Origin of the sequence: Shewanella surugensis (genome assembly GCF_023284005.1) — a bacterium.
Taxonomy (GTDB): Bacteria; Pseudomonadota; Gammaproteobacteria; order Enterobacterales; family Shewanellaceae; genus Shewanella; species Shewanella surugensis.
On record NZ_JAKIKS010000088.1, the window covers coordinates 1 to 25,130 of the forward strand.

General features: G+C 41.8%; 20 protein-coding genes, 1 tRNA gene and 1 pseudogene. 14 read left to right on the top strand and 8 right to left on the bottom strand.

Translation table 11 applies throughout. The features are described 5' to 3' along the window. The 4 genes from L2764_RS18585 to L2764_RS18600 all read left to right on the top strand — a co-directional run. Positions 1-1,720: hypothetical protein (locus L2764_RS18585; RefSeq protein WP_248941825.1), on the top strand; the 1,720-nt coding region annotated here is incomplete at its 5' end. An 8-nt stretch (positions 1,721-1,728) separates the two neighbouring features. Next, a complete protein-coding gene (locus tag L2764_RS18590) occupies positions 1,729-2,226 on the top strand; it encodes a DUF1833 family protein (RefSeq protein WP_248941826.1) in 498 nt (165 codons plus the stop codon). Between the two features lie 45 nt (positions 2,227-2,271). Continuing rightward, positions 2,272-2,691 (top strand): NlpC/P60 family protein, encoded by a 420-nt coding sequence (locus tag L2764_RS18595; RefSeq protein ID WP_248941827.1) that lies wholly within the window; start codon positions 2,272-2,274, stop codon positions 2,689-2,691. Beyond that, positions 2,660-5,143: a host specificity factor TipJ family phage tail protein gene (locus L2764_RS18600; RefSeq protein ID WP_248941828.1), complete on the top strand. Its 2,484-nt coding sequence runs from the start codon at positions 2,660-2,662 to the stop codon at positions 5,141-5,143. The genes L2764_RS18595 and L2764_RS18600 overlap by 32 nt, the downstream gene beginning before the upstream one ends. Before the next feature lie 374 nt (positions 5,144-5,517). Here L2764_RS18600 and L2764_RS18605 read toward each other — a convergent pair. From L2764_RS18605 to L2764_RS18615, 3 genes are all read right to left on the bottom strand, one after another. Then, positions 5,518-5,594, bottom strand: a tRNA-Pro gene (locus tag L2764_RS18605). A gap of 249 nt (positions 5,595-5,843) precedes the next feature. Further along, positions 5,844-7,640, bottom strand: a complete 1,797-nt coding sequence (locus L2764_RS18610; protein WP_248941829.1) for a DUF3413 domain-containing protein — start codon at positions 7,638-7,640, stop codon at positions 5,844-5,846. An 84-nt stretch (positions 7,641-7,724) separates the two neighbouring features. After that, entirely contained in the window at positions 7,725-7,943 is a 219-nt protein-coding gene (locus L2764_RS18615) for a YejL family protein (protein ID WP_248941830.1), read from the bottom strand. A 78-nt stretch (positions 7,944-8,021) separates the two neighbouring features. Between L2764_RS18615 and yejK the strand changes: the two genes are divergently transcribed. Further along, complete coding sequence (gene yejK, locus L2764_RS18620; RefSeq protein WP_248941831.1) at positions 8,022-9,050, top strand: nucleoid-associated protein YejK; 1,029 nt, start codon at positions 8,022-8,024, stop codon at positions 9,048-9,050. 69 nt (positions 9,051-9,119) lie between these two features. Here the strand turns inward: yejK and L2764_RS18625 are convergent, their stop codons facing one another. Further along, positions 9,120-10,466: a dihydroorotase gene (locus L2764_RS18625; protein ID WP_248941832.1), complete on the bottom strand. Its 1,347-nt coding sequence runs from the start codon at positions 10,464-10,466 to the stop codon at positions 9,120-9,122. A 246-nt stretch (positions 10,467-10,712) separates the two neighbouring features. On the opposite strand from L2764_RS18625, the gene L2764_RS18630 reads away from it, so the two are divergent. After that, complete coding sequence (locus tag L2764_RS18630; RefSeq protein ID WP_248941833.1) at positions 10,713-11,606, top strand: 6-carboxytetrahydropterin synthase; 894 nt, start codon at positions 10,713-10,715, stop codon at positions 11,604-11,606. Positions 11,607-11,632: 26 nt separating this feature from the next. Beyond that, a complete protein-coding gene (locus L2764_RS18635; protein WP_512701020.1) occupies positions 11,633-12,460 on the top strand; it encodes a M23 family metallopeptidase in 828 nt (275 codons plus the stop codon). A 73-nt stretch (positions 12,461-12,533) separates the two neighbouring features. Here L2764_RS18635 and L2764_RS18640 read toward each other — a convergent pair whose 3' ends face one another. Next, positions 12,534-13,061 carry a DUF2062 domain-containing protein gene (locus L2764_RS18640; protein WP_248941834.1) on the bottom strand — a complete coding sequence of 176 codons (528 nt, stop codon included), beginning with the start codon at positions 13,059-13,061 and terminating at the stop codon, positions 12,534-12,536. Between the two features lie 46 nt (positions 13,062-13,107). On the opposite strand from L2764_RS18640, the gene L2764_RS28020 reads away from it, so the two are divergent. The 6 genes and pseudogenes from L2764_RS28020 to L2764_RS18665 all read left to right on the top strand — a co-directional run bounded on the left by L2764_RS28020 (position 13,108) and on the right by L2764_RS18665 (position 19,441). Then, the gene (locus L2764_RS28020; protein WP_312018366.1) at positions 13,108-13,716 is read left to right on the top strand and encodes a DUF4131 domain-containing protein; all 609 of its coding nucleotides are present in this window, start codon (positions 13,108-13,110) and stop codon (positions 13,714-13,716) included. A 27-nt stretch (positions 13,717-13,743) separates the two neighbouring features. After that, a pseudogene (locus tag L2764_RS18645) lies at positions 13,744-15,413 on the top strand (DNA internalization-related competence protein ComEC/Rec2). Positions 15,414-15,444: 31 nt separating this feature from the next. Continuing rightward, on the top strand, positions 15,445-17,259 hold the full coding sequence (gene msbA / locus L2764_RS18650; RefSeq protein ID WP_248941835.1) for a lipid A export permease/ATP-binding protein MsbA: 1,815 nt from the start codon (positions 15,445-15,447) through the stop codon (positions 17,257-17,259). Further along, positions 17,259-18,257: a tetraacyldisaccharide 4'-kinase gene (gene lpxK, locus L2764_RS18655; RefSeq protein WP_248941836.1), complete on the top strand. Its 999-nt coding sequence runs from the start codon at positions 17,259-17,261 to the stop codon at positions 18,255-18,257. Before msbA ends, lpxK begins: the two co-directional genes overlap by 1 nt. A gap of 15 nt (positions 18,258-18,272) precedes the next feature. Then, a complete protein-coding gene (locus L2764_RS18660; RefSeq protein ID WP_248941837.1) occupies positions 18,273-18,461 on the top strand; it encodes a Trm112 family protein in 189 nt (62 codons plus the stop codon). 242 nt (positions 18,462-18,703) lie between these two features. Continuing rightward, positions 18,704-19,441 (top strand): lipopolysaccharide kinase InaA family protein, encoded by a 738-nt coding sequence (locus tag L2764_RS18665; protein ID WP_248941838.1) that lies wholly within the window; start codon positions 18,704-18,706, stop codon positions 19,439-19,441. 59 nt (positions 19,442-19,500) lie between these two features. Here L2764_RS18665 and L2764_RS18670 read toward each other — a convergent pair whose 3' ends face one another. The 3 genes from L2764_RS18670 to soxC all read right to left on the bottom strand — a co-directional run bounded on the left by L2764_RS18670 (position 19,501) and on the right by soxC (position 22,744). Further along, positions 19,501-20,481 carry an MBL fold metallo-hydrolase gene (locus tag L2764_RS18670; protein WP_248941839.1) on the bottom strand — a complete coding sequence of 327 codons (981 nt, stop codon included), beginning with the start codon at positions 20,479-20,481 and terminating at the stop codon, positions 19,501-19,503. A gap of 282 nt (positions 20,482-20,763) precedes the next feature. Continuing rightward, positions 20,764-21,453 (bottom strand): c-type cytochrome, encoded by a 690-nt coding sequence (locus tag L2764_RS18675; RefSeq protein WP_248941840.1) that lies wholly within the window; start codon positions 21,451-21,453, stop codon positions 20,764-20,766. After that, positions 21,440-22,744, bottom strand: coding sequence for a sulfite dehydrogenase (gene soxC, locus L2764_RS18680; RefSeq protein ID WP_248941841.1), 1,305 nt, complete (start codon positions 22,742-22,744; stop codon positions 21,440-21,442). Before soxC ends, L2764_RS18675 begins: the two co-directional genes overlap by 14 nt. 1,192 nt (positions 22,745-23,936) lie before the next feature. Here soxC and L2764_RS18685 point away from each other — a divergent pair. Continuing rightward, positions 23,937-24,770, top strand: coding sequence for a hypothetical protein (locus L2764_RS18685; RefSeq protein WP_248941842.1), 834 nt, complete (start codon positions 23,937-23,939; stop codon positions 24,768-24,770). The last annotated feature ends 360 nt before the right edge of the window (positions 24,771-25,130 follow it).

A 25,130-nucleotide genomic window follows, 5' to 3' on the forward strand; every position in this document is an offset into this window, starting at 1 on the left:
TGAAAGTTTTGAGACTGAATCTGATAGTTTTTATGCATTGAACTACAGTGATCCAGCCCCAGATATTCCTAGAGATGGGCTAGTACATGTTATTAGGCTTGAGTCTTCTCGAATTATTGGGCTCGTATTTGATATCACATTAGATACAGCAAAATTTCCAGAGTTTGGTACCTATGTTGATATGAACTCACCGATTGATTTGGGGTGGTCATGGGTGATTGACCCCTACAATTATGAGCGCAGCAGTGCTGAAATAACAGTAACAGATTTAACTCTCAATTCAGGTAAAGAGTACCCGTGTATTTCTACTCTGAGAAATAACGAGGTGTCGGAACGTCACAGCTTTTTACTTGATGCAATTTTAAAAATTCAAGTGGAAGGCGCAACGCCTGGTGTGGTTTATGGCATCAGATATTTTAAAAACGGTACAGATTTATTAACGGGTCCGCAAGATGGTTGGATGATTGAAGCCAGTGAAGAAACGGATTATGCAACGACGTCAAATTATATAAAAGTAATAAATTACTCTGATCCAGCGCCCGATATTCCAAGAGATAACGGTATCCATCAAGTCGTGTTAGATTCTGTTTTATTTCCAGAATTACGTTTTTACATCACGTTGGATACATCAAAGTTACCGGCGTTTGGTTCGTTTATCAAAATGTCGGAGCAAGGGGATGCGGGCTGGTCATGGATTATTGAGAAATCCTGTTACCAGTACATTAAGCCCAATTCTAAAGGCAATCAGTCTTCAATTTATTATACGATATCGAGTGAAAAACAACTCCATTGTTACTGGACTGAAGCAGAGCACGGTTATCGTTTACGGTTCGGTTATAACGGCTTTAATGAATTACCCAATATCATAGGCATTGATAAAGAAAACCCTGATGGCACCTGGGAGCGTATTAACTCTGCAGGGACAGACTGGTTGCCCCCATTAGTATTCGAGGCTGAAACGGGTACGCCCCATGCCAGCATGGTTTACACAGGCGGTAATCATGGCAGCAATGGTGATGCCTCTGGCGCGCAAACCGCAACGAATGATATTTATCAAATTCTCGTTAACGGCAAATCGATAACATCCGAAGCAGTAATGGGCTACACAGATAAAATTGAAATTTTAATCGTTAATCGCTTGATGGCGTTTAACACGATTGAAGATGCCCGTTATGCATTATCCCAAACAATGCGGGTGAGTATTTCACCTGGGGCGATGGAAGTGGTGACAGATGTTAAAGCATTGGAACCGTTGACCATGAGAACGGATAACGGTCTGCAAATGGTAACTATTGGCGCACAATCTACCATGTTGATGCTCGATTCTGATGTCGCTGAAAGAGTGCAGTTTGACTCAAGTAAAAATAGTGGCGCCTCATCTGAATACTCTGCATGGGCAGTATTGCTGAAAGGGGATCTCGTTCAGCAAACAAGTTGGATGGACAGAGAATATGAGGCGGGGGACGGTCGTTATGTTAGCCCTAGCGAGCCGTTTATTCGTGGTGGTGGGGCTACGAATACCAAATTTTACCATGCTGTTGTCTATTATTATCCTCACATTATGCAAGCTGAAGAGCATTACAAGTGGCGCGGCGGTTATTCCTGGCAACATCCAGAATGTGAGTTAGATGGTTATGATTCCCTTTGGCGTTACCTGCATGATCAAAAATCCATATTAACAATGGTTGAAAATGGTCAGAATTACACTCTATTAAAATAAGGACTATTATGAGCCAAGTTCTTCAAACGCTCTACGCAAGCGCCCCAGTCGACGAAATTCCTATTCATACTTTAGAGTTAAAAAATAGCGCATTTGATGGCGGTACTATTCGTTTATGCCAAGGTTTTGATAATGTTACTGCAAAGATTGAAGACGTAAGCGAGAGAGTTACGTTTACCGCCTCAGGCTTTGGTATTTCGCTGCCTCAAAGGGCAATGAAAGGGCAGCAAGATTTACAATTTCAACTCGATAACGTTAGCGGTGAGGCAGCACAGCAAGTCGATGCAGCGGTTGAATCGGGAGAAAAAGTGAAAGTAACTTATCGAGTGTATGTTGCATCAAATTTAAGCGAACCTGCGCAACCTCCAATTGTGATGACCGCAACGTCAGTGAAAATCAATATCAGCTCAGTGATTGTTGTCGCCAGTTTTAATGATTTAGTGAATAAAGCGTGGCCGCGCCGCCGCTATACCCCCTTGTTCGCACCTGGACTTAAATACATCTAACGACCAATCTCTCTCTAAATAAACACTCAATAAAATAGGCTTTTAATGCATTGGATTAATCAATATATGTCCTGCCCCTATGTGGATTGCGGGCGCGATTTGAATTATGGGTTGGATTGCTGGGGCTTAGTGCGTGATGTACTGCAAAAACAGTTTGGAGTGCCGTTATTGGCAAGTTTTGGCATGATTTACCCCGACGATAAAACGGGTATGACACAGGGCTTTAAGCATGTTGTAAAGACGTTCAAGCCACAGAAGGGTCCAGTAGCTGGGAGTGTTGCCACAGGTTTTAGTGGCAGTAACCTCATTCATGTTGGTGTGTGTGTTGAAAGCAACGGTCTTAAAGTTTTACACACTTCTCGTAGACACGGCCCTTCTTCGCACTCCGTAACGCATTTTCAACGTTTATTTCATAACGTGGTTTACTATCATTATGACAGCAACAATTCTAGTCTATCCAAATAAACTCGATCTCGAAACGTATGAGCATATTGAAACTCAATCAGGGCAAACATTAGATCATTGGTTACTCAATAATGTGCCTGCGTATTATCACTGCGATGCACCTTTGTTTTCAGCGACTATCAATAATAAACCATTGCATCTCAAAGACTGGCCTGAATACAGCATACAAGATGAAGATGTATTAAAGTTGGTTGTCGAAGCTAAAGGTCCTGAAGTGTGGGCCCTAGCTGTCATTGCTGTTATTGCAATTGCGATGTCTATTTATGCAATGAACCAAATCCCTGATACGTATAATAATACGACACCTGACGGCTCAACGATTTATAACGTCAATGCGCAAGGAAATAAACCCAGGCTGATGGGGGTGATCCCTGAAATAGCAGGCCATCACAAAGTGTTTCCTGACTACTTGAATATCCCTAGACGTGAAAATATCGATAATGAACAATGGCTGTATTTATTCGTATGTGTCGGTGTTGGCTATTTTGAGCTTCTTGATGAAAACATCATTATCGGTGATACACCTGTTAGCAATTATGCCGGTGACATAGATTATAAAATCTTTGGACCTGGGAAAGATGTGACTAGCCATGAGGCACATCTTAATGTTTATACCTCTGCCGAGGTTGGTGGCACAGCAGGTACCAGCGGGATTGAATTGAAAGGCTTTCCGCTGTCACGCGGAGGTGATGGTTATCGTTGGATATTTAATAATAAAACGGTTTATTCAATGTATTTTAGAGACGGTGATAATGGTCAGTTTCAGTTGATAGCAATTGAATTTCCATTTCCCGCAGGCACTAGAATATCAATAGCAGGTGCTGAACTGGATGATGGTTATTATCGGGTGACATCTGTCATTAATCAAGATGTTAAAAGTGCGGAGTTACAAAAGTTAAATAATAACGGAGATGATGATACAACTTGGACTGGTTTTTTAAACACTGAAAACGAGCTCAGCAATGCGCTTTTTCAATTAATTGATGCCGGTGGTGAAGGTGAGGGGAACGGGCCGTTCTTTGCCTGTCCAGTGAATGAAAAAACCAACAAACTTTGGCTGGATTTTTCACTGTCGCAAGGGTTGGGGAAGCTTGAGGATGATGGCAACTTTTCAACTCGTACTGTTAAAATTTCAATTGAGTATCGAGAAGAGGGGACAACTGACTGGGCAGTTGTTCCTTATACGTTTAGCGATAAAACTAATGATCAACTCGCTGAAACAGTGCCAATAATTTTACCTAAAATGATGCGACCAGAAGTGCAGGTTCGGCGCGTATCAGGCACAGAAGACAACACGCGTATTTATGATAAAGTTGAATGGACCGGTTTAAAATCTGAATTAGAAACAGTCACTAGTTATGCCGATGTGACCACGATAGCAATCAAAATTCGAGGTACCAATGCATTAGCAAGTAGTGCAGAGAATAAGTTAAGCGTTATTCCCACGCGTATTTTACACAACTATTCAAATGGAGAATGGGAAACGCCTGGGCCAACAACTGACATCGCGCCATTCTTTGCGTATATCATCAAAGATTCAGGTCATACTGAAGCTCAAATAGGCTTGTCAGAGTTAGAGCGGTTAAATAGTACCTGGCAATCACGAAATGACACATTCTCCGCTGTATTTGATAGTGATAGCACTCTGTTTGCTGCATTAAAAAGAGTGTTGGCGGTGGGGTTTAGTAAGCCCACACTCGATTATGGCCAAATCATTCCGGTGCGCGACGAGCCGCGTGTTGCATGGGAACATATGTACCAGCCGGATAATATACTCGGCAAAGGGTTGGAGCGTAGCACTAATTTAATTACTGATGATGAGAACGATGGTGTCGAAGTTGAATATTTTAGTGATCAAACGTGGAAGTCAGAAACCATCATGTGCTTACTGGGTGATGAGCTCGGTATAAATCCTAAAAAAGAGAGGGCCTACGGTATAACTAATGCTACGAAAGCGTGGCAGTTTGGTATGCGTCAGCGTCGAATGATGCGCTATCGCCGTACCCAGTACAGTTTTAAAACCGAAATGGATGCTTTAAACAGTCGTTATTTAAGTTATTGCGCATTGGCTGATGACATTCCCGGCTACTCGCAAACGGGCAGGCTCGAACGTGCGGCCAGCACTCATTACTTAACTGTTGATCAGCCTTTGGAATGGGGAGCGGGTACGCATTACTTTGCACTACGTAAATCGAATGGCACTTTATCAGGCCCTTACATTGTAACTGCTGGCCTTGATGAATATTCAGTATCAACAGATCGCCCCATTGATTTTACGCCGCTGCTCGATGGCAGCCAAGAACCACCGTTGTTCATGTTCGGTACGGCGGAGCGTTGGTGTTATCCCGCACTCATTACAGACATTAGTCCGCAAGGCACGGATAAGGTCTCAGTTAAAGCGGTGAATTATGATATACGTGTTTATGAAGATGATGATAATGAACCCTCTTAAAAAGTGACTACTTATCATAAAGCTATGATTAAAAAGCTTTGGAATATGCACTATTTACGCTCAATAAAAACAATAAGTTACGACCTATTTTACATTCTAAAAAATCAAGTTAAATTATTGTTTTATATAGAATAGAAATCGGTCTCCAAAACCGATGGTTGTTTGGGGGGATAAAACTGCTCTACAAACCTACGGAGAGCTATAATGCATTAGTTTTATTGATGCAAAAAACAGCAGTTTTTAGGCATGCTTCCGTCAGGGGTTCGACCCTAGTTTGACCCTAGTTTGACCCACCTGAGTAATTACTCTTAACATTTCAGAATACAAAAAAGCCTGTAACACTATGAATGTTACAGGCTTTTTCGTTTTTAATGTGGTCGGTATGAGAGGATTCGAACCTCCGACCCCTGACACCCCATGACAGTGCGCTACCGGGCTGCGCTACATACCGATTTTTTCCCACCAACACATCAGGTACTATCGCTAGTAATGGGGGCTGCGTTGGTGTGAGACGCACTCTATCAAGAGGGGCATGCTAGTGCAAGTCATAAATGTAAATAACCGAATTGATTGCTTAGTTTATAATCTTGCACTGTATTTTTTGTCTATTTTCTTCTCTGCCGTGTGCTTATTTTACTGGCTTCTTTGTGCTCTAGTCGCGGATTTCATCGTCCACTGACTTGTGAGTGGCTATGGTTTGCTAGTGGTTATGGAAGCGTTGGCTTTCATTCATTACTTGAATTAAGTCTTCTGCCCGCATTTTTTTATCCAGTCTAGATTGGTAATTTTTATCATAGATACGGTATTTACCATGGCGATCGATCACCGTGATTTCATCCTTTTGGTAAATGGCAAAAATGCGATTATCTCCTACATAAACCCAAGGCTCACTGCTGGGCTGCACTAAAGTGCGTCCCGCACTGTAATCGCTGGCGGGATCCGTGCAGCCTAGTACCTGTGACATGAGAGTGGGCACTAATCCATAGTGACTGGTGCGATAAGGGATAGTGCTAGGGATTTTTTGATCCGGCCAATGAATAACGAAGGGCACATCGACACTTTGTGGCATCAAGTTGACTCTTGCTTCATTGGTATTACTGGTGAGCATTTTACCGCTGACGCCGGTAATGATCACTAAGGTATTTTTAGGCACATTTTTCAGTATTGCTTTTAACTGATTGTCGATGAAATTTAACGATTGACGATATTGATTGAAGAGCACTTTTTGAGCTGGTTTGAGAGCAACATCGGATTTCACCGTTTTAATGCCTAAGAAGCCAATGGGGGTATCGTAACTGTCTGGTGCGGTGAGATTGACTAAAGCAAACCAAGGCGACTGCTGTTCATTTTTCCACTGGTTGAAGTGTTTAATTGAATTTAAATCCGCTTCTGCCGCGCCATTGATATTACTTGATGGCACTAAGGTAAAGTCATCAAAAATTGCTTGGGGCTGATTATTGAGTGAGTGACCACTGAATAGACCGAGCTGGTAGCCTTGTTTTTTAAAGGTTTGGGTCATCAAGGGGCTTTCATAATGCAGATCATTGGCTGAAATATAATTGCCTTGCAGACCATAAAGTAGGGAGAACATGCCGCTATCAAATTGATTACCACCACTTAAATGGCTGTTATAATTTTGATTATTATTGCTATATTCGGTAAAGAAAGGCATCGAATGCTCATCAACAATATCGGCTCTAAAACTATCGATGGCTATGAGTAATACATTATTTAAGCCATAGGCAGCACCAGCATTGTGGCATTGCAATGGACTAATCGGGTAATTAAGGCTGTTTTTTCGTGGATTTTGTGTGTTATGAGATGAGCGACTGTCAATACCATAACTCTCCATTAAAGAGCGAGCCGTTGTCGGGTACGACAGCGGGTAGGCATCATCGAAGCGGGTTATTTCAGTTATGTCAGTGGCGTCACCCCAAATATGGATTAAGTGACTGCCGACAAAACAGATGCCGACGAAGGCAACGACCTTGTTGCCCATATTCATTTTACTGATTTTTCGAATACGCTTCCAAATGAAGTTAGCGGCCACTAACTCTATAATGAGTATGGCGATAGGAGTGACAATATAAGAGGTCCCATGCAGTAAGGCACTTAAATTTATCCAAGCTAAATCAAAAATAAACGGACTGAGGTGTACGCCATAGTCATCATAAATAATGGTGTCATATAACAGCAGGCATAGGCCTAAGGTGGCAACGACGGCGGCGAGTCCGCGTAAAATCTTCGAATAGGGCAGTAATAACGTGATGGGAAATAAACACACTAAATACACAATAAAAGACAAGAAGCTAAATTGCCCCACGGTGAGTAAGAACAAGTATCCCCAGCCGATGAAGGTATCAGGATAACCGACACTCTCGAGGTAGCGCAGGCCAACTATCATGGCTAAGAAACCATTAAAGAAGGCAAACCAATGTCCCCAGTTGATTAAGTGTGATACGCGATCACGTCCAATTTGCTTTTCTTGCTCGACCATATTCATCCGCTTAAGTTATATGAAATGAGAGGACTGGATAGAGCCTTGACAGTACCAGTCTCACATATATCTATGTACTTAATATTAGTTAGTTTTCACTGAATTTGATAGCGCTTTTGCAAATTGTGCGGCCACTTCTTGTCTGGCTTCACTGGGCACTTTTCGCTCTAAAAGGTGTGTAACACAATTGCCCAGAGCCATTAGCGCTAGATCGGTAGGTGCTTGGTGTTTTTCAAGAACAGCCAATAATTCTGCAATAATCGACTCAACTTGAGTGTTAGTATATTTTGATTGGATAGCCATAATATAAAAAATGTTTCACTTTTAATTCAATTAGCGGCATATAATAACGGATTTCTTCCATTATCACTATCGAGGCTTATGAGTATTCACGTCGAACAAGCAATTATTCATGCAATTTCCCAAAATACTGAGGGGCAACTGAGTTGTCGATTGCGTCCGCAACCTTTATTGAACACACAAGCTGTTGAGACCATGCTTGATGAGTTGCATCAAACTTATACCAGTAAAGCGGGTAAAGGTTTTGGTCATTTTGGTATTGCAGGAGACGATGGCGAGGCTAATCCCGCGTTTGAACGAGCATTAACCGATTATCGAAGCGGTGAGCTGGGGTTTGTTGAGTTTTCCGGTCTTGCGGGTAAATTATTGCAACAAGAGCTGGCAAAATATGATTTCAGCCAAGGAGGGTTCTTACTGCTATCTTGCTATACTTATATGACCAGTGATTACCTGTTTGTCTCTTTGTTGAATGCCAAATCATCGATGACAGTGCTCGATGATATGGAGCTGTCGCAAAATACCCATTTGGATCTTAATAATGTGCAGCTTGCGGCGCGTATTGATTTAACGGAGTGGCAGGCGGATAAAGGATCACGTAAGTATATTTCTTTTGTTAGAGGCCGCGCGGGCCGCAAAGTGGCTGACTTTTTCTTAGATTTTATGGGTTGTGTAGAAGGGCTCAACACCAAGGTGCAAAATAAATCGTTGCTCACTGCGGTAGAAGATTTTGTGGCCAGTAGTGAGCTGACGAAAGATGAGCGTCAGCAAACCCGTGAACGCGTCTTTGATTATTGCAGTGAGCGCTGTGACAGTGGTGCTGATATTGAGATTAAAGATTTAGCCGATGAACTGGCAGAGCAAGGCATGGAGTCTTTTTATGATTTTGCTCAAGGGGGCGATTATGCGCTGGAAGATGAATTCCCTGCCGATAAGCCTACACTCAGGCAATTGAAAAAGTTTTCAGGCACGGGTGGCGGTGTCACGTTAAGTTTTGATGGCACTCATTTAGGTGAGCGGGTGATTTACGATCCTATTTCAGACACCATCATGATTAAGGGTGTGCCTGCTAATTTGAAAGATCAACTCGATCGCCGCTTAAAAGGCGAATGATTGTTGTATGAAATAGCATAAAAGCACTCAAATGAGTGCTTTTATCTTTCAACGCTGACGTTCTCTCATTTATCGATTAAAGGTGAGTTTTTGACCTAAGGTATTATCGATAAATTTCTCGCCATTAAATAAATGATTACCATTCACCCAAGTGCCCGCGATGGAGCTGGCAAAAGTATGACCTTCGAAGGGGGTCCAGCCGCAGTGATAGCGGGTGTTTTCTTTTGTGGCGGTAAAAGGGGTGTCGAGATCGATAAGCACTAAATCGGCAAAATAGCCTTCGCGCAAATAACCTCTATCTTTAAGTTGGAAGCGCTCAGCCACAGCATGACTGGTTTTTTTCACTATGGTTTCTAAGCTAAAATGGCCTTGAGCATGTAAGTCCAGTAAAGATAACAGGGCGTGCTGCACTAAAGGCACACCTGCTGGGGCCTTAAAATAACTTGTCGCCTGTTTTTCATCCCAAGTATGAGGGGCATGATCGGTGGCAATGATATCAATCACATCATCATTGACAGCTTTGATCAGCGCTTGTTGATCGCTGCTCTTTTTAACGGCAGGGTTACACTTTATTTGGGTGCCCAAACGTTCGTAATCTCCGTCATTAAAGCTTAAGTGATGCACGCAGACCTCGGCGGTAATATTGGCGTCTTTTAATTCGCTTAAGGTTTTACCTGCTTTAAACTGATACAGTTCCTCAGCCGTGGTGAGATGCAGAACGTGTAATCTTGCTTTATGTTTCAGTGCCAGCTCTGTGGCTAATTGTGATGATTTTAAACAGGCTTCACGGGAGCGTATTTCACCGTGAAGGGTCATGGGGATATTATCGCCATATTGTTCACGAGCTTTGGCTTCGTTGGCCGCTATCATCGGGGAGTCTTCGCAATGCGTTGCAATGATGATGGGAGAATACTTAAAAATACCTTCTAAGGTCTCTGGATTGTTGACCAGCATGTTACCCGTTGACGCGCCCATAAAAATTTTAACCCCGCAAGCTTGATGGGGGTCGAGGTTTTTAATGACCTCTAAGTTGTCATTGGTGGCACCAAGATAAAAACTGAAATTAGCCAGTGAGCTTTGCTCTGCACGATTATACTTATCTTGCAGTGCTTGATAATTGGTTGTTTGCGGATTAACGTTTGGCATTTCCATAAAGCTGGTAATGCCACCTGCAACGGCCGCTCTGGATTCAGTGGCAATGGTGCCTTTATTCGGGAAACCAGGTTCTCTGAAATGAACTTGATCATCAATCATGCCGGGCAGTAAATATCGTCCTTTAGCATCGATAATGTTCATGTCTGCGCTAGGAGTGATCTGGGGAGCAATACGGCTGATCCGCCCATGTTCAATTAACAGATCTTGTGATGAAATTGTACCTTCGTTAACCAATTGAGCATTGCAAATAAGGGTTTTCATAGGATACCTGAGTTGAAGAGTTAATTTTTATGTCGCTGACATCAATATACAATATAATACTCGAAAAGAGAGGTGCGATCATACTAAAATGGTCGATTCGTCTCAGAGCCATAAAACACCTAGCGCATTTGTTGGATTTATTGGGTGAATTGTGGATATTGGGTCATCTATTTACTATTATTTTGTCCTTTGGCCATTGCCGAGTGGGCGTTGATAGGTAGACTGTTTTTCTGCCTGGGAGTTTTAATGCAACTGTTTGTTAAAGATTTAACCGTAATTGATTTTTCTTATTTTTGTGCTGATCGAGGCATGGTAGGAGAAAGTTGGATTGTCGATGTGTTGCTTGAAGGGGGGCTCGATGAGCAAAACATGGTGCTGGACTTTGCTAAAGTCAAGCGCACCATTAAAGAGACCATTGATGATATTGCCGATCATCGTTTACTGATCCCGACGGCTTGCAGTGAGGTCAGATGGCAGCAACAGGGCGATCGGGTGTGGATGGATTTTTCAAGTCCTCAAGGTGATATTCATTTGGCTTGCCCTCAACAGGCTTTTGCACTGCTCCCCTGTGAGCAAATTACCTTTGAGAGTGTTGATCAATTTTTAAAGAAAGCGTTAACAGAAGTCTTACCTGATAATGTGGAAGGGATCTCATTAACTTTGCGCAATGAAATCCACTCAAGTCCTTTTTATCACTATAGTCACGGCCTTAAAAAGCACGATGGTAATTGTCAGCGTATTGCTCATGGCCATCGCAGTCCTATTCATGTGTATGAAAATGGTGTACCTGCGATAAAGTGGGATGAATATTGGACCGAGCGTTGGCAAGATATTTATTTAGGCAGTGAGGACGATATTGTCCCAGTGGCAACGCTGTCATTATCCCTTCAAACTAAGGTGTCAGATAAGACCCATTTTGGTTTTCATTATCAGGCGCCTCAAGGGGATTTTCAGCTTGCGATACCTAAAACGCGTTGCGATATTATCCCCCATGATACGACGGTTGAATTATTGGCCGATTTTATTGCCAATACATTAAGTGAGAAAGTGCCAACGAGTCATTTTAAAGTGATTGCGTTTGAAGGGGTGGGTAAAGGTGCCATTGTGGAGAAAAACCCCACAGTGACAGAAGCCAAATAATCATCTAAATCAATAGGGGGGAGCGGATGAACCGGATGTTGTTGTCAGTCTTGATAGCACTGTGTGTGGGGAAAAATGCGATAGCTGAAGTGCAATTTTTTGGCGAGATGCAACCCGGCGCAGTGATCCGAGCGAAAACAGTGCCCGGTACTCAGGTTTTTCTTAATGGCAAACCGATAAAAGTGACCCCTGAAGGCCAATTTGTGTTTGGCTTTGCAAGAGAGCCTGCTTTATCACAGTCTTTGACTCTAGTGTATCCGGATGGCTTATCACAGATTGTGCCTGTTACATTATCGACGCGAGAATATGATATCCAAAAGGTGAATGGGATCAGCAAGAAGATAATGAAACCGGATCCTAAGGCGCAAGCTCGAGCGGCGAAAGACAGTCGTGAGGTTAAGGCGGCGCGGGCGATATTTAGTCCTGATAGCGCCTTTTTACAGGATTTTATTTGGCCGCTTACCGGACGTATTTCTGGGGTGTACGGTAGCCAGCGGGTTTATAATGGCAAACCGGGTACGCCTCATTATGGTGTTGATGTGGCGACGAAAACCGGGACGCTTGTGGTCGCACCCGCTGACGGTGAAATCAGTTTATCGGTGAACGACATGTTTTATTCTGGCGGGACGTTAATTATCGACCATGGCTATGGGATCAATTCCAGTTTTCTGCATCTGAGTAAACTGTATGTCAAACAAGGTGAACAGGTGAAACAGGGACAAGCCATAGCAGAAGTTGGAGCTACAGGGCGAGTCACGGGACCCCATTTAGATTGGCGGGTTAATTGGTATCAGATGCGACTTGATCCAACCAGCTTGGTACCTTCGATGGCCAGTGTGCTAGCGAAAAAATAGTCTAAAAAATATCGGGGTTCAATCACGAACAAAAAACCAGAACAGTTGTTCTGGTTTTTTTATCGAGTCAGTTTTATTTACGAGTATACAAAATCTTACTGTTACGACTCTTCCACTTTAAAATAATGGAGTAGCGCCATAGGGTTTTAATTAAAATGTAACTGCTGGCTGAAAAGATGGCACCGAGTGTTAAGCATCCAACCAGAAACGGGGGACCTATGGTGCTAATAGACGATTCAATCCAATGCCAGCTGGCTTCGAATGCAAAGGGTTTTTCGTGATAGCCTAAAATTTTGGTTCCTAAGATATAAGCGCCGTAAAACATAAAAGGCATGGTTAATGGGTTGGTGATCCAGACTAATGCAACGGCAATGGGAATATTGACATTAAAGATAATGGCCAATGCCGCTGCTAATACCATTTGGAAAGGCATGGGGATCCAACCGACAAATAAGCCTACAGCAAAAGCACCGGGTGCCGAGCGGCGATTTAATGCCCATAAATTAGTTTTATGGAGTAATTTGCCAAAGATGCGTAAATGCTTATGATTTTGCAATGTTTCAGGCTTTGGCATAAACCTTTCTATTAATTTTTTTGGCATATTTGTACTTTACTGCCTTAACTTATTCACTATGAATCGATTTCTAATGGGTTATTGTGTAACCATCATTTCAGCTATGTTGTGGCCTTCTTTGCCACCTTTTTCACTTGTGTTGTACTTATTGTTTGCCTCAGTATTGGTATTGCGTTTATCCCCATTTCTCTCTGGTGGCATTTTTGCTGTCGCTTGGCTGAGCTTGTTTTGCCATGATTTGTTGTCATGGAAAGCACCCATTCCTCCCACTTCAGTAACATTCGAGGGAGAAATAATAGCACTAGTTCATTCAAACGGCGACTGGATAAATTTAGATATTGAACTAACAGGTGTAAATTCATTCCACTTAGTTACCAAAAAGTTAAGGTTGACTTGGTCTCATCCGCCAAATTTACAAATTGGCCAAATCATCATTAGACCAAAGTCTATTTCAAGTGTGTTGAATCAAGGTGGTTATAACCAACAAAAAAATTTATTAAGTAAGCATATCATAGTTAAGGGAAAAGTGCTTTCAGGGCATTTGTTGAAAGCAGGAAGCTCGCTGAGAGCGCGATTTATCAATACGTTAAAACCCATTTTGAGTCATTTTGAGGACGGTGATTTAATGTTAGCGCTGAGCTCAGGTGATAAACAGGCTATCTCAGCCCATCGTTGGCAATAATTAAGACAAACGGGTACTGGGCATTTAATGGCCATTTCGGGTTTACATTTAAGTGTGGTGGGCATGTGGGTGTTTGTTTGCGTGTTTTGGCTATTGCGTCAATCTTGCCCTCCTTTTGGGCGCAGTCATTTACTTATCGCCGCTTTCATCAGTGCGATAGCGGTGATGTTTTATGCTTATCTCGCGGGATTTTCAATATCGACACAACGTGCGCTGATCATGTTGTTATTAGTGATGGGCTTAGGCTTATTTAAACGCTTTCATCGCCTTGGGAGCGGCTATTGTATGCGTTGTTTTTTGTGCTGTTGATTGATCCGTTGTCATGTTTAAGTGCGGGGTTTTGGCTCTCTTTTAGTGCGTTAGTGGTCATCTTATTGACCGTTCAAAGCCAACTGTCGGCTTCTGTGTCAAACGATGTGACGGCTGTTTTAGTCAATGAGTCGCCTCATACGGATGTGTTTGGCAGCTTTACCGCTAAATGTCTGCTGTTTTGGGCCATTCAATGGCGATTATCTTTATGCCTTGGCGTCTTGCAAGCTATCTTTTTTGGTGGGATCACTTTACATAGCTTTTGGATTAATTTGCTTTTAGTGCCTTGGTTTAGTTTGGTGGTGATCCCTGTGATGATGGTGACATTGCTTATTTGGAGCGGATTGTCATTATTTAATATCAATGCCAGTGCTGTTTTCTTCCTTTTTGATGGGAGTTTATGGCCTGTGAATGAATTACTCACATTGAGCGATCAGTTTATTGGACGTTGGATTGTCTTGCCCGATAGTGTCATTGCAGCCTTAGTGTTGGCTTTATTCGGGGGCTATTGCCTGTATAAGGTGACAAGCCGAGCTTGGATGGGGGCCTTATCCTTAATGCTATTGCCCTTGAGTTTTCAATTGTTCGTGTGGCTTTTTCCGCCTAAAACGGTCTTATGGTCTGTACATGTACTGGATGTGGGGCAAGGGCTTGCGGTGGTGATTGAGAAATCAGGTCATGCTTTGCTCTATGATACCGGAGCGGCTTATGGTAATAATTTTAGTTATGCCAAACGTGTGGTTATTCCTTTTTTAGAACGCAAAGGAATACGTCAACTGGATTATTTGATCTTAAGCCATGGGGACAATGATCATGCCGGAGGCGCGAAGGTGATGGTTGATCATTTTCCGCAAACAAAGGTGATGGCTGATATTGTCGATGTTGAGGGAGAAGGATGTCGACCCAAGCAGATCCAATGGCAAGGGCTCGTGATTAATGTGCTCGGTCCGCTATTGGCCATGAAGGGAAATAATGGTTCTTGTGTGATAAAAGTGATCGATAAAGACCACAGTGTGTTACTTACGGGGGATATTGAAAGGCGAACTGAAAAAAGCCTGCTTCAACGTGTGGTTAATTTACACTCGACTCTTTTAATTGCCCCTCATCATGGTAGCTTAACGTCGTCGAGTATGGGCTTTGTTCAAGCGGTATCGCCGATGTTGACCATTTTTCCGGCAGGATTGAATAATCGCTGGGGTTTCCCAAAACCTGAGGTTGTGTCTCGTTATGTGCAGCAGGGGAGTCAAGTGGTTACAACTGGAATAGCGGGACAAGTGAGTGTCTTTTTTAACCGAGGTGAATGGCAATTGGCAACATATCGACAAGATTTTGCGCCATTTTGGTATAACCGCTTGTTTGGGTTTGGCGAAGTCTCAAAAGCAGAGTAGAATGCTGTTTTTCCATTTGCTAGCTTGAGTCATGACAACATCTAATAAAAATGAAACTTGGATGGTCTTTAAGAGATTATTAGGCTATTTAAAACCGTTAAAAACAGTCTTTATTTGTGCCATTATCGCGCTGATGGTTTATGCCTTAGTGGATGCAGCCTTTATCGCCATGATCAAACCTTTTATTGATGACGGTTTTGGGGGCGGGGCAAGTAAGATCAGTACGGTCGGTAGCTCATTGGATTTTGGTACCAGTAAAGGCTTTAATGCCAGCCGCGATGTGTTGATTCTGGCGCCTTTTGTGGTGATAGGGCTCTTTACTTTACGGGGGTTAGCGAATTTCGCATCGACTTACTGTGTTGCTTATATGAGCGCCAGATTGATCCAAGATATGCGTCAGCAAGTCTTTGAGCATTATTTAAAACTCCCAGTCAGCTACATGGACAGAGAAAATACCGGTAATTTAATCTCTCGCGTGACTTATGATACTGAGCAAATTGCGCGTGCATCGGGCAGTGCCTTAATTACTATCGTCAGAGACAGTATTACCGTTTTGGGTATGCTAGGGCTGATGTTTTATTTGTCATGGCAATTATCGTTGTGTATTTTAGTGATCGGGCCGATTATTGGCGTGGTGATCACGGTGGTGAGTCGCCGCTTTCGAAAAGTATCAAAGCAAATTCAAGCCGCGATGGGTGGAGTGACTGCGGCCACAGAGCAAATGCTTAAGGGGCATAAAAACGTGCTTTCATTTGGTGGGCAAAAAGTCGAGTCTGATCGCTTTTTTACGATAAATGATCGTAATCGCTATCAAAATATGAAACTGGCGACCACCCAAGCGATCAGCCAACCTTTAGTGATGATTATCGGCTCGTTTGCGTTAGCTTTTGTGCTATATGCTGCCAGTATCGACTCTTTAAAAACGGGGTTAACGGCGGGCACCTTTGCTTCTTTATTAGGGGCAATGATGGCCATGTTGCAGCCTATTAAAAACCTGACCCGTGTTAATGCTGATTTTCAACGCGGGATTGCCGCTTGTACAACGGTGTTTGAGCTGTTAGATACCTCGCCAGAAGTGGATACGGGCACCTATGAGATTGAACGTGTCAGAGGTGATTTATGTTTCAAGCACGTTGATTTTAGTTATCAAAATCAACCCAAAAAAGCGTTAAATGGCATTGATTTTTCAGTGAAGCAAGGTCAAACCATTGCCTTGGTTGGGCGATCAGGCTCGGGTAAGTCAACCATTGCCAGTTTGATCACTCGCTTTTATTCTGGCTTGAGTGCGGGTGAGATTTGTCTTGATGATGTGCCTATTGAACAGTATTCCCTTAAATCATTACGTGAACAAGTGGCATTGGTGTCTCAGCAAGTGACACTGTTTAACGATACCATTGCCAATAACATCGCTTATGCGTATTCAGGTGACGTGACCCGTGAGCAAATCATTCACGCGGCAGAACTGGCCTATGCGATGGAGTTTATTAAAGACTTACCCAATGGACTCGATACTGAAATTGGTGAAAATGGCGTGATGTTATCGGGCGGACAAAGACAACGTATTGCCATCGCTCGAGCGATTTTACGTGATGCCCCAGTGTTGATTTTAGATGAAGCCACCTCTGCGCTTGATACGGAATCAGAAAAAGCCATTCAACGAGGTTTAGATAACTTACGTCAAAATAGAACGTCAGTTGTGATTGCGCATCGATTATCGACGATTGAAAGTGCCGATCAAATTTTGGTGATTGATCAAGGGCGAGTGATTGAGCGTGGCACGCATAAAGGGCTGCTTGAGAAAAATGGGGCTTATGCCAATCTTTATCAAATGCAGTTTGGTGAATAATGCAGCGCTGGATTAATCAAGTTTGGTACGGGAAAAGTCTTTTCCGATGGATATTGATGCCGTTATCTTGGCTTTATGCGCTAGTGACGGCGATGAGGCGTTGTTTGTATCGTCTCGGGATCAAGAAAAGCATCTCTTTGCCGGTCCCCGTGATTGTTGTGGGCAACATCACCGTGGGAGGCAGTGGTAAAACGCCAACGGTAATATACCTTATTGAACTATTACGCCAGCAAGGTTATCGTCCTGGAGTGATAAGTCGAGGTTACGGGGTTAACATCGAAGGCGTTAAATCGGTATTTGTTGGGGCGAAGGCCAATGAGGTGGGTGATGAGCCTGCGATGATTGTGGCGCGAACGCAAGTGCCTATGGTGGTTGGATCTCAACGTATTCAAGCTGCGGATCAGTTATTGAGTGACTTTGATGTGGATATTATCATTAGTGATGATGGCCTGCAGCATTATGGTATGGCAAGGGACATTGAAATTGTGATTTTGGATGGTGACAGGCGTTTAGGTAATGGCATGTTGTTACCCGCAGGTCCATTAAGGGAGGGCGCGTGGCGCTTGGACCAAGCAGATTTTGTGATCAGCAATGGTGGAGAGGCGAGGGGGGGAGAATACCTCATGACGCTGTTGCCAAAGCAAGTCACACCATTATTAGCGACCTCGACATTCACCTTTAATTTACACGATCCTGTTGTCGCGATAGCGGGGATTGGTTATCCTCAACGATTTTTCAATAGTTTGAAAGTATTAGGTTATCAAGTGCATAAGACCCATGCATTTGATGATCATCAAGCTTACCATTTATCTGACATCAATAATGTTGCGGGCAGTTATCCTTTATTAATGACAGAAAAAGATGCGATAAAATGTGGTGATTTTGCTCAAGAAAATTGGGGCTATCTTGCGGTGGATGCCAGCATGTCAGCTGAATTTGAGCATCATTTTCTCGATAAAATTAGTGCACGAATTCAAGCTCACTCTTCACACTTTTAGACAAGGTAATATAACATGATATTTGATAAAAAACTTTTAGATATAGTCGCTTGTCCTATATGTAAAGGTGCATTGACTTATGATAAGCAGGCTCAACAATTGATTTGTAAATTCGATAAACTTGCTTACCCCATCAACGATGGCATTCCGGTTTTATTGGAAAATCAAACGCTTTGTTGGGATCCTGACGAGACAAACCGTTAAAATAAAGTGATTAATGTCAAGTTAATGATTTAAGGTGTTTATTAAAGCGTAACCACTTATCTCTATAAGCGCCGAAAGGCGCTTTTTTTTCTGTAATATTTGTTAATTAGTCTATTTCTACCTATAATTATTAGTTAATTGTTTTGACCTTTTATGTATCGATGGAATTATGTTCTGTTTGAAGTTCGATAGTTTTCAAAATGATTTTTTAATTTATCGTCTTAGTGAATGGAGTCTAAGTCATGGTAGATAATGTGTTTAAATCTGTAATAACGGAATTATTAGCACTCAATAAAGGTGAACGTATTTCAAATTTCGAGTACCAAGGTAAGCTGTACTGGTTGAAGCAGGCTGAGCACCATACGGGCCTTATGCGCCTGTTAAAACCTCACCCACTCGAAGCCATTAAAACAGAAGTGTATATTTTAAAGAATATGGCCGCCAAGTTTGCGCCTGTGCCGAAATTGGTGCTAGCCGAAGAGGACTTTTTTGTTGTAGAGGATGTGGGCTCAACCGTAAAACAGTGGTTAACGGAAGATGATATTAGCTCTTCTTCTACGCAGCAAATTTTAAATGATAGCGCAGCTGCTTTAGCACATTTACACACCATGAATCTGGCTCACGGCCGTCCTGCATTGCGTGATATTAGTTGGCAAGATGGGCAGGTCACTTTTATTGACTTTGAAGCCAGCCAATACCAAAAAGATATCGAATATCAGCAGGTGCGTGATATTCTCGTTTTTCTTCATAGTTTGTACCGTTATTTAGGGCCGCTGCATGATTTGATTGTGCCCGTGATTAACAGTTATCGTCAGCATGGCGGAGAAGCTATTTGGCAAAGAGCGGCTCTGTGGTTAAGGAAGTGGCAGTGGTTATATTATCCCGTTTCTTTGTTTAAGCACCGTGGTGGGCGGGACATAACGCCCATTTATTGGGTGTTGAGATACTTTAGAGTGCATGAGTATAACGCTATGGTTTAGATAGCCCCATCATTTTTACTGCTAGCCATGCAGGCCTGTGTTTTACAGGCCTTTATCTTTTATTCATTAAGTTCATTCACTTCGCTGACTTCATCTGCATTACTTTGCTTCATTTCGTCAGAGGGCTGCGAGCGGGGTGATAAGCCTTGATATAAGGTTTCAATCCACTTATCTTCGCTAATGAAAAATAATCCCCACTGTTTCCACTGAGTCGGAAATCCTTGTTTTTTTATCATGTCTAATGATTTATTATTAGCCAGTTGTGTTTGCATCCAGAGTATTGAGTCATCCAGCATGGCTTTAAAACGAATGAGATCCACTTTGGTCGATAAACTTCCGTGTCCTGGGATGATCTTAGTTTGAGCATTAATTTGAGTGAGAATTTTGGCAACGTTGTTACGATAGCCGGTGACTGAACCGCCATGTTCAAGATCAATGTAAGGGAAGCGATCTTTAAAAAATAAATCGCCCATGTGGACAATATTACTCTTTTTCCACCACACAATACTGTCACCATCGGTATGGCCTGGTCCCATATGCATGACATTGAGGGTATCATTGTTAAAATGCACTTCGAGGCCGTCATTATAAGTGATCACGGGCAGGGCCGATTTTGGCAGTTCAGTGTTGGAAGATAAGCGTGTTAGGACATTTTTATGAGCCATAATGATCCCATTTTTACCAAAATAACCATTCCCTCCAGTATGATCACGATGAAAGTGGGTATTAATAATAAATTTAGGTACGCCTGGTTGAAGCGTATTGAGGGCTTGACTGATTTTATCGGCGAGGGGCGCAAATTGATCATCAATAATGAGTATGCCATCAGGGCCTGCTGAAACCCCGATATTACCGCCAGCGCCCATGAGCATATAACTGGTATCATTCAATGCAATGGAAATGATTTCCACATCTTTGAATTTGTCATCGTTGGCTTGAATGACAGGACTAAAAGCACTGGCAACAATAACGCTGATGACGAGCTTGAAAAACACCGCGAAGGCCCTTTTCATTATTTTCTGGATGCAGAAAACCCCCATGTTTATTTCCTTATGTTGAATGTAGGTTACTAATATTTGGCTAAGGCTTAGCTTAAAACTTAACCTGTAATGAGTTTGAAAGGAAGTGACTTTTAGGTGTTTAAGCTGTTTTTCCCAAAATGGCTTCGCCGTCGAATGAAGTTGGGTGACATTTTCTGATGTGTGAGTCGTTGACTCATTTTTGCTGGCCGAGGGTATTGAGGCATGTTTTATTTATTAAGGATAGGCCGCGCGCCTGATGTTACTGAGAGGCAAGTGTTGAGCAAGCCTAGAGGTTAAGGTTTATTCAGGTAAAAGTAAACAATCTGCCTGTAAGCTCTTGCTATCGGTCATCACTATTTTACCTAAGTCAAAACCCTTGTCTTTAGGGGTCAAACAATCTTGCATACAAGCAAGATTGAAAGTATCAGGACGGATATCACATACAAAACCGTTTCTATTAGGCATTTTTATCTCAGCAAGGTTTTCATTTGTTAAAATAACGTCTTTAGAGATCACATTGTTCTCAATTAAAAGATAGGCAACGAGGGCATAGATCTGATCTGGCTTAAGTGATTTCGGAGTATAAAAGGGCATCGCTCTTTGAATATAATCAAATAAGGTTGTCGCATAAGGCCAATAACGACCAATGCTTTTATGGGGTAATGGCGTGATATTAACTAACTGTGGGAGTGGGCGTAGTTTTTCCCCCATCCTAATGCCCCCTTTTCCTTGTGGACCATGACATGCGATACATTGTTGATTATAAATTGCTAAGCCTTGATCATAACTCCCGCTACCTTTAGGTAAGCTATGGCCAGAAGGATCCACATCAATGTCCCAGGGTGTGATATAAGTATCGCTAACCACTATCCCAAGACAATAATCTTGTTCTGTACAACTGTTTGCTAGCAAAGGTCGAATACTGCCAATAATAAGTAACAGTAACAGTAACAAATAAAAATAATATGTGCCGCGATCAAATAATGACATTTTGAACCCGTCCATTGGTCTCTATTTCCCAAGCTTGCATACTATTATTATGATAACCATAATTATGACCACGTGATTTTAGCAGCTGCTGAGTATAAGGTTGTACATAACCTGTTTCATCGATAGCACGACTGATCAGGATGGCTTTTTCACCTGTAAATTGCCAAGGAAAAGTAAATTCAGTAATAGCTTTAGGAAAAATGTCACTACTAATATTTGCTCTTTGCCAATTTTTTCCACCATCGGTAGAAACATCCACAGCAGTAATACTTCCTCTACCCGACCAAGCAAAGCCTCTTATTTCATAGAACCCTTTTTCAGGTAGTATTTGTCCACCAGAAGGCGCAATAATGACAGATTTAGCTTCCATGATTAAAGAAGCATTACGTGCCATATCATTACCCAATAAATCAGTATATTTTGATGTTTCATTACGTGAAAATAGTGGTGTATCAGTGACCTCTAAACGTCTAAGCCACTTGATATTAATACTTCCTTCACAACCAGGTACAATTAAACGCAATGGATAACCTTGCTCAGCACGAAGGGCTTCACCGTTTTGGGCATAGGCTACGAATACATCATCTAATGCGCGAGTAATGGCAATACTTCTTGCCATACTTGGGGCATCAGCACCTTCAGCAATGACATATTTTGCCTTATCTAAATCAATACCTGCCTCCCTAAATAACAAACTTAATGGCACGCCAGTCCATTGAGCACAGCTGACTAAACCATGTATACCTTGTACGCTGCTGCCTTCATTCTCTCCCCAGTTGGAATAACTGTTCCCGGAGCATTCTAAAAAATAAATTTTATTGATTGAGGGGTATCGTTTTAATCTTTCCACTGTAATTTCAAGATTACGCTTAACTAATCCATGTATAATTAATTTATGCTTTTGTGGATCTATATTGGGGTAGCCACCGTGATAACGCTCGAAAAATAGCCCATTTGGCGTTATGACCCCTCTTAAATCAGCCAATGGTGTAAAACTCCGACTGGCTTGATCCAATGAAGGAACATATTCAACAGGTGCGTCATCTGGATTGCTTTTACGTCTGATCACTTGATGCTCAAAATTTGAAGGTAAACCATAAGAATGATGTAACACAGGGTTGCCGATAGATTTACTCCATATAGGTACTTCTAATATCTTAGGCGCGGCGATAACCTGTTGTTTTAAACTTGACAATAGTATTGCTCCGCTACCCATGAATAAACTCGATTTCAACATGAAATTACGTCTAGAGCAATCTGTAGTTGATTGTTTTTTATTTGGTTTTATCATTAGAGTACCTTGTAACCAATTCTAAAAAGTTAATCGGTAAAAGCGCCTTTATTTATGAGAGTAGTTTAATTTAATAAAAAAAGACAACTACAACTAAAATAAGCCACCCAGTACGCTGAAATACCTACTTGACGATTAGTCCTCAGTAGGTCATGTTGAGTAAAAAGCTAAAACCTTGAGTCGTATTATATGGCCACTTCAAAGGTCGTGAGTTTCCACTCACACAGGGGCAAGAAGGACTGCTTGCATTCACCATGACGCCCAACGTGCGTAAGCTTTTAAATGAAAGTTGGTAACATTTCTATGTGAAATAGTCATCCTTAAGTGTATTTGATTAAGTAACTTCAGAGTGACTTATCGCTTGCAGCGGGTTAAGGTCGTGGATCACTATCCACACAGGGCAGTAATCAGAGATTCATTTGTATAAAGTTATCCCACTTTTTTATTACAAGAAAAACAATTCGGTTTATTGAAATAAATTGCTTGCCGCAGGCTTGTGTGTAAATTCAAAAATAACTAACGTTTCCGATGGGACGTCTGATGTATAAGGTCTCTGTCGTTCCAGACAACAATAAGACATTTCCTATATCCATATAAGTCAGATCACATATGCCATGATGACAGGGATGTCAAAGAACGGCCTGTCCCGCGAAAACTAGCTAAACATATATGGACACCTTACGAAATTTTTAACTACGTATTTCGGTAACTCCGATGGGGATCTCAAAATAACAAGGTATTAAAGCTTGTGTGTTTTTCTCATTAGGCTGCAAGTGCCGTGTGCGTTATATTTGTAAACAATAGTGGCCTCTAGTTGGATTTGATTCTCAACAATCTTATCAGTATTGGTTGAGGAGGGCGGAAGGTGAGTTATTGGTCTAGTTGATGCTTTTTAACTGCTTTTTGGGTGCGAGTACCATAGTGGTACTCTTTATCTGAACTCATCGGTCATCGCTTTTTGGCATGGTTTTTTTGCGATTTTTGAGTGGATAAAGATGTGATTTCAGGGCTTAAGGCATGAATCTTGAGTGAGTGTTAAAATCAACATTCATACAATCAGTATTAAGTGCCATAGGGGACAAAATGGGAAAGCGACGACATTAATAAATTTTTTAATAAAGTGTGTTTTTTGATAGAAATCAATGACTATTTTTTGTAATCATGGTCAGGTGTTCAATAAGATAAATTTATTATGCCTACGGCAATAGAGCTCAATGGAAGCTGGTTTAATCGTTCCATTAGCCCTTCAGACTTTCAAGAGATTAAAACAGCGAAGAGTGTTAATGATGTTAGTAGTACTTGGGGTAAAATAATAGATTGGTTTTGTGGGGCAAACAAAGAAGAAGCAAAAAAGCTATTGTTTGATGTTTACAATAACCAATTAAGCACCAATCAGAGGATAAGTTCATTTTCAAATTTAAGGGACTTAGCTTCAGCTGCATATAAAAGAAACTTTGATATAGAAATAACACATGAAGGCATAAAGTTATCTATTGACAATGACCTATTAAAGGAAACCCTTCAACCTCAGGCAAATGACGAAGGATTAATCAATATAATTAACCTAAAATATGGAAACGATAGCACTCAGGAAAGAATCAATGTATTCAAACAAGATATACCAAGGGCTGATTATACAATATCGCTTCAAGATCATGATTACAGCTTCACTGTTCATGATGGCATCAATCAACAAGAAAAAAAGAATGCTGTTGATAGTATAGGGAAAAATGATTTCCAAAAGAGAAATGTTAGTATATTCGCAACACAATCTTTAACTTTAGCCATGAGAGGGTTAAAGCCAGAATACCTAAGTTTAGGAAATAATCATGTACAAAGATTTAATATAATGGAATTCCCGAGTGGAGACCTAAAGGTTGACATGCTGTACTCAAATACAACGCCGGAACACATGCAAGAAGTACAGACGGAAATGGGACTTTATTCTGAAGTAAAATATGATGCGTCATTACTGATAAGTAAGGATAAAGTCATTCTATTATCATGTAGCTGGAGCGGATCTTAACCCCGATCAAGCCAATCTGTCTCCGGCAGAGGCTTGGGGGCTTGCTGCCTTCCCTCGAAAAGCTTCATGCATCAGGTAAAGCTAAATAGTTTATAATAAGGCCCGCTACCAGTGATAAGTCAGTTTTATCGCTTGCAGTGGGCTTTTCAGTATTGATAACGACATCCGTATTTCATTGCTAGTTTGATAGAAACAAGAGTGGCTCGAGTTGGATTTTATTCTCAAAAACCTTATCCGTATTGGTTGGAAAGCAGGGCGGGATCGCACTTTGTTAACAAAGATTGAATCTGCTGAATTACTGTGATCTAATCGCACCTCACTTTCTGAGAGGTAACCCAATGACCCTGATCGAACACCTTA

Bases quoted from the DNA above. Each gene is read 5' to 3' on its own strand.
- L2764_RS18590 (WP_248941826.1), top strand. From the start codon at position 1,729: ATGAGCCAAGTTCTTCAAACGCTCTACGCAAGCGCCCCAGTCGACGAA.
- L2764_RS18595 (WP_248941827.1), top strand. From the start codon at position 2,272: ATGCATTGGATTAATCAATATATGTCCTGCCCCTATGTGGATTGCGGG.
- L2764_RS18600 (WP_248941828.1), top strand. From the start codon at position 2,660: ATGACAGCAACAATTCTAGTCTATCCAAATAAACTCGATCTCGAAACG.
- L2764_RS18610 (WP_248941829.1), bottom strand. From the start codon at position 7,640: ATGGTCGAGCAAGAAAAGCAAATTGGACGTGATCGCGTATCACACTTA.
- L2764_RS18615 (WP_248941830.1), bottom strand. From the start codon at position 7,943: ATGGCTATCCAATCAAAATATACTAACACTCAAGTTGAGTCGATTATT.
- yejK (WP_248941831.1), top strand. From the start codon at position 8,022: ATGAGTATTCACGTCGAACAAGCAATTATTCATGCAATTTCCCAAAAT.
- L2764_RS18625 (WP_248941832.1), bottom strand. From the start codon at position 10,466: ATGAAAACCCTTATTTGCAATGCTCAATTGGTTAACGAAGGTACAATT.
- L2764_RS18630 (WP_248941833.1), top strand. From the start codon at position 10,713: ATGCAACTGTTTGTTAAAGATTTAACCGTAATTGATTTTTCTTATTTT.
- L2764_RS18635 (WP_512701020.1), top strand. From the start codon at position 11,633: ATGAACCGGATGTTGTTGTCAGTCTTGATAGCACTGTGTGTGGGGAAA.
- L2764_RS18640 (WP_248941834.1), bottom strand. From the start codon at position 13,061: ATGCCAAAAAAATTAATAGAAAGGTTTATGCCAAAGCCTGAAACATTG.
- L2764_RS28020 (WP_312018366.1), top strand. From the start codon at position 13,108: ATGGGTTATTGTGTAACCATCATTTCAGCTATGTTGTGGCCTTCTTTG.
- msbA (WP_248941835.1), top strand. From the start codon at position 15,445: ATGACAACATCTAATAAAAATGAAACTTGGATGGTCTTTAAGAGATTA.
- lpxK (WP_248941836.1), top strand. From the start codon at position 17,259: ATGCAGCGCTGGATTAATCAAGTTTGGTACGGGAAAAGTCTTTTCCGA.
- L2764_RS18660 (WP_248941837.1), top strand. From the start codon at position 18,273: ATGATATTTGATAAAAAACTTTTAGATATAGTCGCTTGTCCTATATGT.
- L2764_RS18665 (WP_248941838.1), top strand. From the start codon at position 18,704: ATGGTAGATAATGTGTTTAAATCTGTAATAACGGAATTATTAGCACTC.
- L2764_RS18670 (WP_248941839.1), bottom strand. From the start codon at position 20,481: ATGGGGGTTTTCTGCATCCAGAAAATAATGAAAAGGGCCTTCGCGGTG.
- L2764_RS18675 (WP_248941840.1), bottom strand. From the start codon at position 21,453: ATGTCATTATTTGATCGCGGCACATATTATTTTTATTTGTTACTGTTA.
- soxC (WP_248941841.1), bottom strand. From the start codon at position 22,744: ATGATAAAACCAAATAAAAAACAATCAACTACAGATTGCTCTAGACGT.
- L2764_RS18685 (WP_248941842.1), top strand. From the start codon at position 23,937: ATGCCTACGGCAATAGAGCTCAATGGAAGCTGGTTTAATCGTTCCATT.